Raw genomic sequence first — 14,506 nt, 5'->3', positions numbered from 1 at the left:
GCTTTGTGCTGCCTGCCTGATGACCGATCCGATCCGACTCGACAAACACCTGACCCGCCTGATCGGCTGCTCCCGGGGCGACGCCCAGCGCTTCATCGAGGGGGGCTGGGTGACCGTCAACGGTGTGGTGGTCGAACAACCGCAGGCGATGGTCACCGATGAGGTGGTGGTGCTGCGCGAGAACGCCGAGGCGACCCGCGCCGAGACGGTCAGCATGCTGCTGCACAAACCAGCCGGGATGCGCGCTGATGAACTGTGCGCAATGGTCACGCCTGGGACCCGCAGCGAACTGGACGCCACCGGCGTGGCCCTGCTGCAGCGGCACTTCCACGCGCTGCAGCTGGTGATGCCGCTGGCCGATGAAGACAGCGGCCTGGTGGTGGTCAGCCAGGACGGCCGCGTGGTGTCGCATCTGAAGGACCGCGGCGCGACGCTGGAGCAGGAATACCTGGTCGAGGTCAGCGGCGAGCTGGTGCCCTACGGCATGAAGCGGCTTGCGCACGGCCTGAGCTTCCGCAACTGGCCGTTGCCGCCGTGCAAGGTCAGCTGGCAGAACGAAACCCGGCTGCGCTTTGCGATCAAGCCGGTGGCCCCCGGCCAGCTGCGCGACATGTGCCGGCAGGTCGGGCTGGAGGTCATCAGCGTGCGTCGCCTGCGCATCGGCCGGGTGGCGATGGGCAAGCTGGCCCCGGGCCAGTGGCGCTACCTGGCGCCGGACGAACGCTTCTGATCCGCGCACGCAACCCGCAGAAGCCACTGTGGCGCCGCGTGCTGCGCGGCGCGGGCATCCTGCTGGCGATCGTGATCCTGCTGGTGCTCAGCGGGCTGCTGCTGGGCGACCACCTCACGCCCAAGGCGATGGGACCGCGCAGCAGCGTGCTGCCGCTGCAGCCGGCACAGAGCGCGATCGATCGCGAGGTGGTGCGCCTGCAGGCCGAGCACCCGGACCAGTCCGGCGTGGCGTTCCTGTCCGAAGGGCTGGACGCGTACGCCGCGCGCGCGGTGATCACCCGCCATGCCGCGCGCAGCCTGGACCTGCAGTACTACATCTGGAAGGACGACCTGATCGGCCACCTGATGGCGCAGGAGTTGTACCAGGCCGCCGAACGTGGCGTGCGCGTGCGCCTGCTGCTGGATGACATGAACGCGCAGGACAAGGATGCGTTGATGATGGCGCTCGATGAGCACCCCAACATCGAGATCCGCCTCTACAACCCCTTCCGCAACCGAGATGGACTGTGGCGGCTGGTGGAGATGGTGCAGCGCTTCTTCAGCGTCAACCACCGCATGCACAACAAACAGTGGATCGCCGATGGCCGGGTCGCCATCGTCGGCGGACGCAACATCGGCGAGGAATACTTCAGCGCGCGCAGCGATGTGAACTTCCGCGACCTGGACCTGATCGTGGCCGGCAAGGCGGTGCAGCAGGCCAATACGATCTTCGATGCGTACTGGAACAGCGACGCGGCGGTACCCGTGGCCGCCCTCGCCTTCCACACCCCGGCCCAGCTGCGCCTGCTGATGCTTGAATCGGCACATGAGGCCAAGCTGGCGGCCGCCAGACCCTATCTTGAGCGCGTCGAGCGTTCGCCGGCAGCGCGTTCGTTCTACACCGATGCGGTAGACCTGCACTGGTCGCCGGGCGTGGAAATCGTGTCCGATCCGGCGATGAAGCACCGCCGCGACGACCCCGCCAACTGGCTGGTCACCCGGCTGGTGCGCGAACTTGAGGCCACCCGCCACAAAGCGCTGTTGATCTCGCCCTACTTCGTGCCGGGCGGGGAAGGCACGCGCGGGATGGCCGCGATGGTGCAGCGCGGCGCCTACGTGGGCGTGGTCACCAACTCACTGGCCGCCAATGACGTGGCGGCCGTGCACAGCGGCTACATGCATTACCGCGCACCGCTGCTGCGCGATGGGGTGCACCTGTACGAACTGCGATCGCGCGGCGCGGGTGGCGGCAGCGGCGGCCTGTTCGGCAGCAGCGGCGCCAGCCTGCATACCAAGGCCTTCATGATCGATGACCAGCGTGGCTTCGTCGGCTCGTTCAACCTGGACCCGCGTTCTGCCTACCTCAACACGGAGATGGGGGTGCTGTTTGATGATCGGGAACTGGCCGCGCAGTTGCGCGCCGAGTACCTGCGCCTGGCCGATCCGAAGCAGAGCTATTGGGTGACGCTGGGTGCCGATGACCAGGTGCGTTGGCTGGATCGGGCCGAACAGCCGCCACAATTGCTGGATCGAGAGCCGGACACCTCGTTCTGGCAGCGCGCCAGCGCCCGCGTCATCAGCTGGTTGCCCTTGGAGTCCCAACTTTAGGAGCAGCCACGCAGGGCGTGGCGCTACGCATCGGCCGACTCGTCCGCCTCCAGCGTCTCCACCGCGCGACCATGCAGGCGGCGCCAGATCCACTGCAATGCATGCGCCGGGGTGTCATGCAGCTGCTCCAGCAGCGCCAGCGCCTGGGCCTGGCTGATCCGGCCATGCCGGCACAGCAGGCTGGCCGATGCCCCGGCACGCGCGAAGTGCAGGCTGGCCGCCAGCCCACCGCCTGTCGCATCGGCGTCGCGCAGCAGCGCCTGGTGCACCGAGGGCGGCAGTTCCCAGGCCGCCGCGATGCGGCTGGCCACCGGCAGGGTCCAGGCATCCAGCAGGGTGCTGGCCAGCTGCGGTGACGGCAGCACGGCCTGTTCACGGGCAACGTCCAGCAGGTGTCGCATCACCAGGGCCGCGCCAAGGCCCTGGGTCAGCCCCATCCACTGCGCGGCGAAACCGTCTTCATGGGTCACCAGGCGGGCGTGATCGGCTGCGGCCCGCGAGGCCAGCAGCGCGTGCTCCCAGACCACGGTTCCGAACTGCGGAAAGGCGTCGCTGTGCAGTTGCATCACCGGTTGCACCAGCACCGCGCTGATGATCTGGCGGATGCCCTCGGTACCCACCAGCGTGACCGCACGCTGCAGGCTGTCCACCGGCTTGGCCTGCAGCCGGTAGACCGGGCTGTTGGCGATGCGCAGCAGGTTGCCGGTCAGCACCGCATCCTGGCCGATGATCGAGGCCATGCTGCGCGCCGAGGCGTCGCTGTCGTTCACGGTCTGGATCAGCTGCGGCAGCAGCTGCGGCCGCCGCGGCAGGTGCCGGGCCGACCAGTCCTGCGCCTCCAGCGCTGCCGCGACCGCCGCCAGCAGGGCCGCGTCCTGCGCGACGGTGGCCGGCGCGCTGCCGCTGCCCGGCTGCAACGCCAGTGCGTGCAGGCCGGCCTGCAGCACCTCGTCCGCATCGCCAGTGCAGGGCTGAGTCGGGGTCGGCGGCTGCGGCTGCGTACGGGCCCGGCCGCCGGTACTACCCGGCGCCGGTCCCGCCTCCGCCGGGCGGCGATACCAGCCCCACCCCAGAAATGCCACGAGCAACACGCCGGCCCCCGCCACGATCGCCATCATCGGGCCGCGCCCCTGCCGGTGCGGCACCGCACCCGAATTGTCGCCACTGCACCCACGTGTTCCGTCCTGGCTTGCCGGTACTGCGCACCGTTGCCACGGCATCGGCCCGGAACGGGGCAACTTTAGCGGGCGATGGTCACCCGGCCCTGACAACACCGTCCGGCGGAATGCACTAGAATGGCGCCGCGCGACCCGTCCCGACCAACCGACGACGTCGCTTTTTTTGTTTTACACCCACCTTTTGCTGGTGCGTTCGCCGGCGTTTGCCGTCGTTCGCAGCATCGGAGTCGCCATGTTATTTGAAACCCTCGAAACGTCCGGCCATGAACAGGTGGTGTTCTGCCACAGCCGCGATGCCGGTCTGAGGGCCATCATCGCCATCCACAACACCACGCTGGGTCCGGCGCTGGGCGGTGTGCGCATGCGCCCCTACGCCAGCACGGACGACGCGCTGGCCGACGCGCTGCGGCTCAGCCGCACCATGACCTACAAGAACGCGCTGGCGGGCTTGAATGTCGGGGGTGGCAAGGCGGTGATCATCGGCGACCCGCGCAAGGACAAGACCGAGGTGCTGTTCCGCGCGTTCGGCCGCTACGTGGATTCGCTGGGCGGGCGCTACATCACCGCCGAGGACGTCGGTACCGACGTCAACGACATGGAAAACATCTACCTGGAGAGCGAGTACGTCACCGGCGTGCACCAGGTCCACGGCGGCTCGGGCGACCCGGCCCCGTTCACCGCCTACGGCGCGCTGCAGGCGCTGATGGCGGCCATGCAGCACAAGCTCGGCCACGAGGAAGTGGGCAAGGTCAGCATCGCGGTGCAGGGCCTGGGCCATATCGGCATGGAACTGGTGAAGCTGCTGCGGGATCGCGGCGCCAAGCTGTTCGTCACCGATCTGGACCCTGCGCTGGTGGAGCGCGCGGTGACCGAGTACGGCGCCGAGGCGGTCAAGCCCGATGACATCTACGACGTCAACGCCGATGTGTTCGCGCCGTGCGCGCTGGAAGGGGCGATCAATGCGCAGACCCTGCCGCGCCTGAAGTGCAGAATCGTCTGCGGCACCGCCAACAACCAGCTCTCCACGCCCGAGATCGGCGATGAGCTGCATGCCCGCGGCATCCTGTACGCCCCGGACTATGCGGTGAATGCGGGCGGGGTGATGAATGTGTCGCTGGAAATCGACGGCTACAACCGCGAACGCGCGATGCGCCTGATCCGCAGCATCTACCACAACCTGGGCCGCATCTTCGCGCTGTCCCAGCAGGAAGGCATTGCGCCGCAGCGCGCCGCCGACCGCATCGCCGAAACCCGCATCCAGTCGATCGGCAAGCTGAAGATGCCGTTGGGTCGTGCGCGCCCGCGACTGGGCACGCTGCGCGGCGGCTGATCCCAACGGGCAGATGAAAAAAGGGCGCGATCAACTCGCGCCCTTTTTTGTGCCTGTCGCGCCGGGATCAGAACGCGGCGGAGTACCGCAGCGCGACCTGGCTGAGGTCGCCCCGCGGGTCGAAGCGCTGGTCGTAGCCGAACGAGAGCTGCGAGTTGCGCGTCAGCCAGGACTGCACCGACAGGCCGAACAGGCCGCCGGAACGCGCCGGCTGCAGGCCGGCCACCGGCGCCCAGGCATCCACGCCCACGAAGCTGGCATCGAATGCCAGGCCATCGCTGGACAGGGTCTGCTGCCATTCGGCATAACCGCGCAGCGACCAGCCACGCAGGCGCGTTTCCGCTCGCAGGCCGGCCAGCGCCTGGCTGCGGCTCGACGCGCGGCTGTCCGCACGCAGGCCAAAACCGAAGCCGCCGTCTTCGCTGAAGCTGTCGCTGTCCAGGCGCGCGTAATCCGCGCCGAGGTACGGGGTCAACGATGCCCCGGCGCCGCCGAAGCGGTAGCCCGATTCCACGCTGGCGGTGCTGAAATTGCCGCCGTAACGGGCATTGACCCCGTACTGCCCTGCACCCAGCAACAGCTGCCGGTCGATCTCGCGGGTGAACTGGCCGGCACCGAGCTGCGCCAGGGTGTAGGCCGCCCCGCTGTTCCAGCCGGCGTACAGCTGGGCCTGCGACTGGCGGTCACGACCGCTGTCGCCGCCCCACTCGCGGCTGCTGTTGCTGCGGGTTTCGCCAAAGGCAAAGCCCATGACGCCGTTGCTGCCCAGCGCCATGTCCTGGCCCATCATCCAGCCCTGGGTCTGGAAGCCGCTGCCGGCGAAGCTGCCCTGCCCGGCTTCGCCCAACGCGCTCTGCCAGGCGCCGCGCAGGCGCGGTGCGGCGGACACGGCATCGAAGCGCGTCGACAATGCGCGGCGATTCATGTCGAGGTTGTCGAAGGTCATGCCGTTGGCCAGGCTGTGCGCCTTGCCCGACAGGCTTTCCAGGCTGGCCTCCAGGCCGGCCGCGCCCTGCACCCGCTGCAGCTCGCCGGCCGCATCGGCAAAGCCCGGCGTGCCCGGACCGGTGCCGGTATCGAGCAGGTCGAACGCCTGTTCCACGCGCAGGGCCGAGGCGGCCGAAATGGCACCCAATCCGGCCGACGCGGCAGCGCCGGAGACGCTCACGCGGTTGATGTTCAACCCGGCCGAGTAGTGGTCATAGGTGAACGTCGCATCCAGCAGCACGACGTTGCCGAGCGCGGTGTAGCGATCGAACGTGCCGGTCAGGCCCTGGGCGGCGGTAATCAGCTCCTGCCGGACACCCGTCTGCGGGACATAGCCTTCCACCGCGCGGTCGATCCGTACGGTGCCGCCGTTGAGCTGGGCGGTGCCGGTCACCTTCAACGCCTGCGCACCCAGCGCGGTCGAGAACACGCCGGTCGCCTCATGGGTGTAGTTGCCCTGGATCACGGCGGTAACGCCGGCCTCGAACAGGTACAGCGTGCCGCGGTTGACCACGTTGCCGGTAACCCCCGTGGTACCGGCGCGGAACTGCAGGCCGCCGGCCTGCAGGACCTGGACGTCGGAACCCAGCGACGCGCCGTCGGCCAGCGAGAGCGCGCCCGAGCGGACGATGGTGCCGCCGGTGTAAGTGTTCTTGCCGCCGAGGATCAGCGTTCCCGCGCCGGACTTGTCCAGTCCGCCGGCACCGCCGATGTTGTTGCTCCAGGTGCTGAAGTTGGACGAACCCGGCAGGTCGACCACCATGGTGCCCCAGTCGAAGCGGCCAGGGCCGTTGACCGCCTTGCCCACGTTGAGCAGGCCGTACCCGAACACGCTGTCCACGCCGGCCGCGCCGAGGTCGGTGGCGGTGCCGAGCAGGGTCTGCCGCACCTGGTCATTGCTGAAGTACGGGTACCTCTGCCAGACGAGCGCCGCCGTACCCGAGACCAGCGGTGCCGCGTAGGAGGTACCGCCGCCCCAGAGGTAGCTGGGGGTACTGCCCGTGGTGCTTGCGGGGTCGACAAACACCGCTTCGCCCGGCGCGGCCAGGCAGTAATTGGCCGCCACGCCACAGGCGTTGGCGTAGGACGCCAGGGTGTCGGGCTGGTTGGAATTGACCGCGGTGACTGCCAGCCAGCCACGCTCCAGGTCCGCGGCCGGGCGGGTACCGTTGGGACCGGCCTGGCTCGGCAGTGCCGCCATGTTGGACGGGTCCGCCTTGCTTTCGTTGCCGGTGGCAAACACCACCAAGCCGTTGTTGGTGGTGATGAAGGGGCGGTACTCGGCCGCAATTGCAGCGGTCGCAGCCGGGTTGGTCCAGTACAGCCCGCCCCAGGAGTTGTTCATGATCTTCACGCCGTCGGCGATCAGATCCTGGTGCACGCTGGCCAGCCCCAGCGCACCATCCACCTGGTTGCCGTTGCCGGTGCCGTCATCGACCGGCGCCTTGTCGGCGATGATGCGCGCCGACACGATCTGCGCCCTGGTGGCCACCCCGCCAGGCCAGTCGCCGAATGCGGCGCCAGCGGCCAGCGATGCCACGGTCGTACCATGGCCGACCACATCGTCCACCGCCAGGTTGTTCTTGGTCGGATCGACATAGCTGTGGCTGGCCACCACCCGGCCCGCCAGGGTCGGATGGGCCCGGTTTACTCCGGAATCGACCACGCCGATCCGGATCCCCTCGCCACTCCAGTCCTGGTCCTTGCCGTTGATGATGGCAAGGTGCGCGTCGATGGCCGGCTGGGTCGGCTTGACCGGCGGCGGAGTCACCGGCGGCACCACCACGACCGGTGGCGTGACCGGCGGCACGACCGGCGCTACCGGCAGGTCCCCCTTGCTGTTGCCGCTGCCGCCACCGCACGCGCTCAAGGCCACGGCCAGCGCGCCGGCCAGCACGTTCCTGCTGAAAACTACCTGATTCATCCCTGCTCCCCAAAACGTAATTGAAACCACGCGTGGCGTCCCGCCTGTCCGGCCGACACCGGTGGTAAATGCTGACCCTCTATACTGGGCCACCCCCACGCAGTCTGCCGGGAAACGCGCCGCTATACCATGCCCTGCGTTCCCTTTTCGTAAATCGCTCACGCAATAACGAGATTGCCATGCCCAACATTGTCATCGCCGCTGCCAAGCGGACCGCCATCGGTTCCTTCCTCGGCCAGTTCAACGGCGTGCCCACCCCCACCCTGGGCGCCACTGCCATCGCCGCCGCCCTGGAACAGTCCGGCGTGCCGGCGGCGGAGGTCTCCGAAGTGATCATGGGCTGCGTGCTGCCGGCCAACCTGGGCCAGGCCCCGGCCCGCCAGGCCGCCGTGGCCGCAGGGATCCCCTACGCCACCGGCGCAACCACCCTGAACAAGGTCTGCGGGTCGGGCATGAAGGCCATCATGCTGGGCCACGACCTGATCAAGGCCGGCTCGGCCAGCATCGTGGTCGCCGGCGGCATGGAATCGATGTCCAACGCGCCGCACCTGCTGCCCAATTCGCGCACCGGCAACCGCTTCGGCAACTTCCAGGCGGTCGACCACATGGCCCACGACGGCCTGGTCAATGCGTACGACGGCAAGGCCATGGGCGAATTCGCCGAATGCGCGGTGGACAAGTTCCAGTTCAGCCGCGAGGAACAGGACGCGTATGCGATCGAATCGGTGCGCCGCGCGCAGGCCGCGCAGGCTGCCGGTGCGTTCGATGATGAAATCGTGGCCGTGAAGGTCGCGGGTCGCAAGGGCGAGGTGGAGTACAGCCAGGACGAACAGCCCGGCCGTTCGGATATCGCCAAGATCCCGACCCTGCGCCCGGCGTTCAAGAAAGACGGCACGGTGACCGCCGCCAGCTCGTCCAGCATTTCCGACGGCGCTGCCGCCGTCGTACTGCTGTCCGAAGACGATGCGGCCGCCCGCGGCGTGCAGCCGCTGGCCCGGATCGTGGCCCACGCCACCCACTCGCAGGAGCCGGAGTGGTTCACCACCGCGCCGATCGGCGCCATCCACAAAGTGCTTGAAAAGGCCGGCTGGAGCCTGGACCAGGTGGACCTGTTCGAGATCAACGAGGCGTTCGCCGTGGTGGCCATGGCGCCCATCCGCGAACTGGGCATCGACCCGGCGAAGGTCAACGTCAACGGCGGCGCCTGCGCACTGGGCCACCCGATTGGTGCCTCGGGTGCCCGGCTGGTGGTGACGTTGGTCAATGCCTTGCGCAAGCGTGATGCAAAGCGCGGAATTGCTACACTGTGCATTGGTGGCGGGGAAGCAACCGCCATCGCCATCGAATTGATTTGATTGGTTTTAACACCCGTTTCGCAAAACTGAATGCGGGATCGCTTGACAGCCCAACGTGGCTTGTCATCATGTTGCCGGGCGCGCAATAGCGCGTTGCCTAATCTAACGACGAGGATTCACACAAATGAGCATCAACAAGCTGCTGATCGCAATGGCCCTGGGCCTGGCTCTGACCGCCTGCTCGAAGCAGGAGCAGGCTGCTGACGCCGCCGCTTCGGCCAACGAAGCTGCTGCCGACGCCCAGGTCGCTGCCGACCAGGCCGCTGCTGCTGGCGCCCAGACCGCCGACGCTGCCCAGGCTGCCGCCGACACCGCCACCACCGCTGCTGACGCTTCGGCTGATGCCGCTGCCCAGGCTGGCGCTGCTGCCACCGACGCTGCTGCCGACGCTGCTGCCGACGCTGCCAAGGCCGGTGAAGCCACCGCCGAGCAGGCCAAGGACGCTGCTGAAGAAGCCAAGAAGTAATAACTTCTTTCTTCAAGCAAGTCTGAAAAAGCCGCTGGTTCGCCAGCGGCTTTTTCTTTGGCTTCACGGCAGGGTGAATAGGATCAGCGTCCCTGAAACCTGACGGAGAACGCCATGAAGATTCGTTCGATCACCACCCCGCTGATGGCCGCCTCCCTGCTGCTGGCCCTGGTGGCCTGCAAGGGCCCGGAAGCCGAACAGGCGCGTGCCGATGCCGCCCAGGCGGCCGACAGCACCGGCGAAGCGGCCCGTGCCGCCGTGGACAAGGCTGCGGCATCCACCCGCAATGCCGCCGATGAAGCGGCTGCCGCCTCCGAACGCGCCGCGGCCGATGTACAGCCGGCCTTGGACCGTGCCGCCGACGCCAGTGCAGCGGCCGCTGCCGATGCCAAGGTTGCCGCGCGCGATGCGGCGGCACATGCCAGCGAGGCGACCGCCGATGCCGCCGAGAAGGTGGCCGACAAGGCGCGTGACGTGGCCGAAGACGCCAAGCAGAACGCAGACGCCGCCAAACGCTGATGCGACATGTCACGCCGGCCACCGGCCGGCGTGACCTCCAGCGGTAGCGCCAGGCCCTGCCTGGCAATCGTTCAAGGCAACGCGCGCGCCATCACCGCGCCGACATCCACCCCATTGGGCAGCGTCCCGAATGCCGCTCCATGCGCCCCGCCCAACCGCGAGCGCACGAACGCGGGGGCCATCGGGCTGCCCGCACGCAGCAGCACGGCGGCCTGCAGCAACAGGGCCAGCCGTTCGGTCACCACCCGCGCCTGCGCTTCCGATGGCGTAGCGGCCAACAGCTCCCGCAGCGACGCCAACGCGCGGTCATAGTCCGCATCGCGCCCGGCCACCGCGTCCAGCTCCGCATCCAGCACCGGCAGCACCTGCGGCTCGCGCGCCAACGCACGCAGCACATCCAGGCACTGGATGTTGCCGCTGCCTTCCCAGATTGAATTCAGCGGTGCCTGCCGGTACAGCCGCGGCAGGATCGACTCCTCCACGTAGCCCGCGCCACCCAGGCATTCCTGCGCTTCGTTGACGAACACCGCCGCGCGCTTGCACACCCAGTACTTGCCCACGGCCGTTGCAATGCGCGCGAACGCGGCCTCCTGCGCATCCTGCGGCGCCTGGTCCACCGCGCGTGCCACGCGCATGGCGAAGGTGGTGGCCGCTTCGGATTCGATGGCCAGGTCGGCCAGCACGTTGGCCATCAGCGGGTGGTCGCACAGGCGGCGTCCGAAGCTGCTGCGGTGACGGGTATGGTGCAGCGCCTGCGCCAGGGCCATGCGCATTTCCGCCGCCGCGCCCAGCATGCAGTCCAGCCGGGTCATCATCACCATGCCGATGATGGTTGCCACGCCCCGCCCTTCGGCGCCGACCCGGCGCGCCCACGCGCCGCACAGCTCGATCTCGCTGGAGGCATTGGACCAGTCGCCCAGCTTTTCCTTCAGCCGCATCAGGCGGAACGCGTTGCGGTTGCCATCGGCCAGCCGGCGTGGCATCAGGAAGCAGGTCAGTCCTCCCGCCGCCTGCGCCAGCACCAGGAACGCATCGGACATCGGTGCGGAGAAGAACCACTTGTGCCCCACCAGCGCGTAGCTGCCATCGTCGCGAAGTTCGGCGCGGGTGGTGTTGCTGCGCACGTCCGAGCCGCCCTGCTTCTCGGTCATGCCCATGCCCAGGGTGATGCCGGCCTTGTCGGCCATCGGCACGTCGCGCGGATCGTAGACCGGTGCGGCGGCTTTTTCAGCCCACTCGGCCAGCAACGGGTCCTGGCGCAGCACCGCCACCGCGGCGTGGGTCATGGTCAGCGGGCAACTGGTACCGGCATCGGCCTGGTGGTGCAGGAAACTCAGTGCGGCGCGGGCGACGTGCGCGCCGGGGCCGCCCTCGTGCCACGACAGTCCCGCCACCCCGTGGCGCTTGGCCAGCTCCATCAGCTGGTGGTAGGCCGGATGGAACTCCACGGTGTCGATGCGGTGCCCCTGCGGGTCGTGCGTGCGCAGCCGCGGGCGGTCGCGGTTGGCGTCGAAACCGAGCCGGTAGAGGGTGTCGCCCGCAATGGCGCCGTAGGCCTGCAGCGTATCGATGAACGCGGCACCACCCTCGCGACGCACTGCCTCGCTCAATGCCACGTCGTCGGCCCACAGGTTGCGGCCGCCGAACGGGGGCGGCTGGTTGGCCACTTCATGGGTCTCGAATACAGGCAATACGGACGTCATCGTGCGGGCCTCCTGGCGGACCCGATGATTCTGCCGCATCCGCATGCGGGCTGCTGTTCAGGCGGATTCTCACCTCGTGCACGAACCCGTCGGCACAGTGCAGGCATGACGACGCACGCGGCAAACAGCGACCTGGTAGTACTGCGCCCCGAGGGCCTGTACTGCCCAGCAGGCGATTTCCATATCGACCCGTGGCGACCGGTGCCGCGCGCGGTCATCACCCACGGCCACGGCGACCATGCGCGCAGCGGCATGGGCCGCTACTACTGCAGTACCGGCAGCGTGCCGATCCTGCGCTGGCGGCTGGGTGATGTGGCCCTGGAAGCACATGACTACGGTGAACGCTTCACGTTGGGCGGCGTGCAGGTGTCGCTGCATTCGGCCGGGCATGTACTGGGGTCGGCGCAGGTGCGCATCGATGACGGCCAGCAGGTGTGGGTGGCGTCGGGCGACTACAAGCGCCAACCGGACCCCACCTGCGCACCGTTCGAGGTGGTGCCCTGCGATGTGTTCATCACCGAGGCGACGTTCGCATTGCCGATCTACCGCTGGCAGGACACGCGCGAGGTCGCCGCCGAGATCGTGGCCTGGCGGCGCGAGTGCGAACAGCGCGGCGAAGCGGCGATCCTGCTGTGTTACGCGCTGGGCAAGGCGCAGCGGGTGCTGGCCGAACTGCTGCCGCTGGATGATCAACCGGCCTGGCTGCACGGCGCCATCGCCAATGGGGTGGCGGTGTATCGCGAGGCCGGCATCGCCATGTTGGAAACCCACACGGTGGCCGAGCAGGGCCGCGAACCCGACGCGGCCGGCAAGTTGATCCTGGCGCCGCCTTCTGCCGCGGGCACCACCTGGCTGCGCCGCTTCGGCAAGCACCAACTGGGCTTCGCCTCCGGTTGGATGCGGCTGCGCGGCAACCGGCGCCGACGCAATTACGACCGTGGCTTCGTGGTGTCCGACCATGCCGACTGGCCGGCGTTGCTGCAGACCATTGAACAGACCGGTGCGCGCCGGGTGATCGCCACCCACGGCAACACCGACGCGCTGATTCCGTTCCTGCGCGAACGTGGTGTTGCCGCCGAAGCCTTCCGCACCGATTTCGGGAGCGAGGAATGAAGGCATTTGCCGCGCTGTATCAGCGCCTGGACCGCAGCACCGCCACGTCGGACAAACGCGCCGCGCTGGTGGCTTACTTCCGCGACGCGCGCCCGCATGACGCAGCGTGGGCGCTGTACCTGCTCAGCGGCGGCAAGGTCGGTGGCGCACGCCGGAAGATCGCGGCCAGCGGCGAGCTGCGCGCGTGGATCGCCGAGGCATCGGGCCTGCCCGCGTGGCTGGTGGCCGACAGCTACGACCAGGTCGGCGACCTGGCCGAAACCCTGACCCTGCTGTTGGATGATCCTGCGGAAGGCGCGCAGGACCGCCCCCTTGCCGACTGGATCGAAGGCCACCTGCTGGCGGTGGCGAACCAGCCGGAACCGGTACGTCGTGTTGCGGTGGAGGCAGGCTGGAGGCACCTGCCTGCCGCCGAACGGCTGGTATTCAACAAGCTGCTGACCGGGGCGTTGCGCGTCGGCGTCTCCCAGCGGCTGGTCCAGCAGGCGCTGGCGGAACTGTCGGGGATCGACATCGCCCGCATCGCGCAGCGCATGCTGGGCGAGTGGGTGCCCTCGCCGGGGCTGCTCGCCAACCTCCTCAGCGCTGAAGAACGGCCGGAAGACCGCCAGCAGCCGTATCCGTTCTTCCTGGCCTCGCCATTGGAAGCCGAGGCCGACAGCCTGGGCCCGATCGGCGAGTGGACGCTGGAATGGAAGTGGGATGGGATCCGCCTGCAGGTGCTGCGTCGCAAAGGCGAAGTCGCCCTGTGGTCGCGCGGCGAAGAGCGGCTGGATGGGCGCTTTCCGGAAATCGAAGCGGCCGCGATGGCGTTGCCGGATGGCACCGTGATCGATGGCGAGCTTCTCGCCTGGCGCGATGACGATGCACAGCCGCTGCCTTTCACCGCCCTGCAGACCCGGATCCAACGGCGCAGACCCGGACCGAAGACATTGCGCGATACGCCGGTGCGCGTGCTTGCCTACGACCTGCTCGAACTGGATGGTAACGACCTGCGCCAGCAGCCTCTGGCCGAACGGCGCACCCTGCTCGCCGGATTGCTTGCCACGCTCGGCGATACGCGCATGGTGCTGTCGCCCACGCTTGATGCCACGGACTGGCAGGACGCCGCCGCTAAGCGGGCATTGGCGCGCGAACGCGGCGTGGAAGGGCTGATGCTCAAGCGCAGCACGTCGGTCTACCAGGGCGGGCGCCGCCGTGGCGACTGGTGGAAGTGGAAGATAGAACCGCTGACCATCGATGCGGTGATGATCTACGCGCAGGCGGGACATGGCCGGCGCAGCACGCTGTACACCGACTACACCTTCGGGGTGTGGGACGGCGAGCGGCTGGTGCCGGTGGCCAAGGCGTATTCGGGGCTGGACGACAAGGAAATCCTGGCCCTGGACCGCTGGATCCGGGCCAACACGATCGAACGCTTCGGGCCGGTGCGCAGCGTCCGTGGCGAGCAGGTGTTCGAACTCGGCTTTGAAGCGGTCAACCGCAGCAGCCGGCACAAGTCGGGCATCGCAGTGCGCTTCCCGCGCATCCTGCGCTGGCGCCACGACAAGCCGGCCGGCGAAGCCGACACGCTGGCCCAGCTGCAGGCGCTGGCGCGGTGACGCGACGCGAC

The 14,506-nt window shown here is 68.5% G+C and carries 11 protein-coding genes; 8 read left to right on the top strand and 3 right to left on the bottom strand.

Features of this window, described 5'->3' with window-relative positions; all coding sequences use genetic code 11:
• Positions 1–19: 19 nt before the first annotated feature.
• Positions 20–730, top strand: coding sequence for an rRNA pseudouridine synthase (locus QE395_RS05335; protein ID WP_306987815.1), 711 nt, complete (start codon positions 20–22; stop codon positions 728–730).
• Positions 697–2,319 (top strand): phospholipase D family protein, encoded by a 1,623-nt coding sequence (locus tag QE395_RS05330; RefSeq protein WP_306987813.1) that lies wholly within the window; start codon positions 697–699, stop codon positions 2,317–2,319. Before QE395_RS05335 ends, QE395_RS05330 begins: the two co-directional genes overlap by 34 nt.
• A 23-nt stretch (positions 2,320–2,342) precedes the next feature.
• On the opposite strand, the gene QE395_RS05325 is transcribed toward QE395_RS05330, so the two are convergent.
• On the bottom strand, positions 2,343–3,401 hold the full coding sequence (locus tag QE395_RS05325) for an HDOD domain-containing protein (protein ID WP_306987811.1): 1,059 nt from the start codon (positions 3,399–3,401) through the stop codon (positions 2,343–2,345).
• A gap of 328 nt (positions 3,402–3,729) precedes the next feature.
• Between QE395_RS05325 and QE395_RS05320 the strand changes: the two genes are divergently transcribed.
• The gene (locus tag QE395_RS05320) at positions 3,730–4,827 is read left to right on the top strand and encodes a Glu/Leu/Phe/Val dehydrogenase dimerization domain-containing protein (protein WP_093533518.1); all 1,098 of its coding nucleotides are present in this window, start codon (positions 3,730–3,732) and stop codon (positions 4,825–4,827) included.
• Positions 4,828–4,894: 67 nt separating this feature from the next.
• Here QE395_RS05320 and QE395_RS05315 read toward each other — a convergent pair whose 3' ends face one another.
• Complete coding sequence (locus QE395_RS05315) at positions 4,895–7,738, bottom strand: autotransporter serine protease (protein WP_306987808.1); 2,844 nt, start codon at positions 7,736–7,738, stop codon at positions 4,895–4,897.
• 179 nt (positions 7,739–7,917) lie between these two features.
• Here QE395_RS05315 and QE395_RS05310 point away from each other — a divergent pair, with 179 nt between their 5' ends.
• The 3 genes from QE395_RS05310 (at position 7,918) to QE395_RS05300 (ending at position 10,078) form a co-directional block, all read left to right on the top strand.
• A complete protein-coding gene (locus QE395_RS05310; RefSeq protein WP_095363535.1) occupies positions 7,918–9,093 on the top strand; it encodes an acetyl-CoA C-acyltransferase in 1,176 nt (391 codons plus the stop codon).
• A gap of 124 nt (positions 9,094–9,217) precedes the next feature.
• Positions 9,218–9,559 carry a hypothetical protein gene (locus tag QE395_RS05305; RefSeq protein WP_068853606.1) on the top strand — a complete coding sequence of 114 codons (342 nt, stop codon included), beginning with the start codon at positions 9,218–9,220 and terminating at the stop codon, positions 9,557–9,559.
• Positions 9,560–9,673: 114 nt separating this feature from the next.
• Positions 9,674–10,078, top strand: a complete 405-nt coding sequence (locus QE395_RS05300) for a hypothetical protein (protein WP_306987806.1) — start codon at positions 9,674–9,676, stop codon at positions 10,076–10,078.
• A 71-nt stretch (positions 10,079–10,149) separates the two neighbouring features.
• On the opposite strand, the gene QE395_RS05295 is transcribed toward QE395_RS05300, so the two are convergent.
• A complete protein-coding gene (locus QE395_RS05295; protein WP_306987804.1) occupies positions 10,150–11,781 on the bottom strand; it encodes an acyl-CoA dehydrogenase family protein in 1,632 nt (543 codons plus the stop codon).
• A gap of 105 nt (positions 11,782–11,886) precedes the next feature.
• Here QE395_RS05295 and QE395_RS05290 point away from each other — a divergent pair, with 105 nt between their 5' ends.
• Together QE395_RS05290 and QE395_RS05285 are read left to right on the top strand one after the other, a co-directional pair.
• Positions 11,887–12,894: a ligase-associated DNA damage response exonuclease gene (locus tag QE395_RS05290; protein WP_306987801.1), complete on the top strand. Its 1,008-nt coding sequence runs from the start codon at positions 11,887–11,889 to the stop codon at positions 12,892–12,894.
• Entirely contained in the window at positions 12,891–14,495 is a 1,605-nt protein-coding gene (locus tag QE395_RS05285) for an ATP-dependent DNA ligase (RefSeq protein WP_306987799.1), read from the top strand. The genes QE395_RS05290 and QE395_RS05285 overlap by 4 nt, the downstream gene beginning before the upstream one ends.
• The last annotated feature ends 11 nt before the right edge of the window (positions 14,496–14,506 follow it).

This window comes from Stenotrophomonas sp. SORGH_AS_0282 (assembly GCF_030818125.1).
Classification (GTDB): domain Bacteria; phylum Pseudomonadota; class Gammaproteobacteria; order Xanthomonadales; family Xanthomonadaceae; genus Stenotrophomonas; species Stenotrophomonas rhizophila_A.
Note: the sequence above shows the minus strand (reverse complement) of the source record. Positions and strands in the feature narration are given on the sequence as shown.

Bases quoted from the DNA above. Each gene is read 5' to 3' on its own strand.
- QE395_RS05335 (WP_306987815.1), top strand. From the start codon at position 20: ATGACCGATCCGATCCGACTCGACAAACACCTGACCCGCCTGATCGGC.
- QE395_RS05320 (WP_093533518.1), top strand. From the start codon at position 3,730: ATGTTATTTGAAACCCTCGAAACGTCCGGCCATGAACAGGTGGTGTTC.
- QE395_RS05315 (WP_306987808.1), bottom strand. From the start codon at position 7,738: ATGAATCAGGTAGTTTTCAGCAGGAACGTGCTGGCCGGCGCGCTGGCC.
- QE395_RS05310 (WP_095363535.1), top strand. From the start codon at position 7,918: ATGCCCAACATTGTCATCGCCGCTGCCAAGCGGACCGCCATCGGTTCC.
- QE395_RS05305 (WP_068853606.1), top strand. From the start codon at position 9,218: ATGAGCATCAACAAGCTGCTGATCGCAATGGCCCTGGGCCTGGCTCTG.
- QE395_RS05300 (WP_306987806.1), top strand. From the start codon at position 9,674: ATGAAGATTCGTTCGATCACCACCCCGCTGATGGCCGCCTCCCTGCTG.
- QE395_RS05295 (WP_306987804.1), bottom strand. From the start codon at position 11,781: ATGACGTCCGTATTGCCTGTATTCGAGACCCATGAAGTGGCCAACCAG.
- QE395_RS05290 (WP_306987801.1), top strand. From the start codon at position 11,887: ATGACGACGCACGCGGCAAACAGCGACCTGGTAGTACTGCGCCCCGAG.
- QE395_RS05285 (WP_306987799.1), top strand. From the start codon at position 12,891: ATGAAGGCATTTGCCGCGCTGTATCAGCGCCTGGACCGCAGCACCGCC.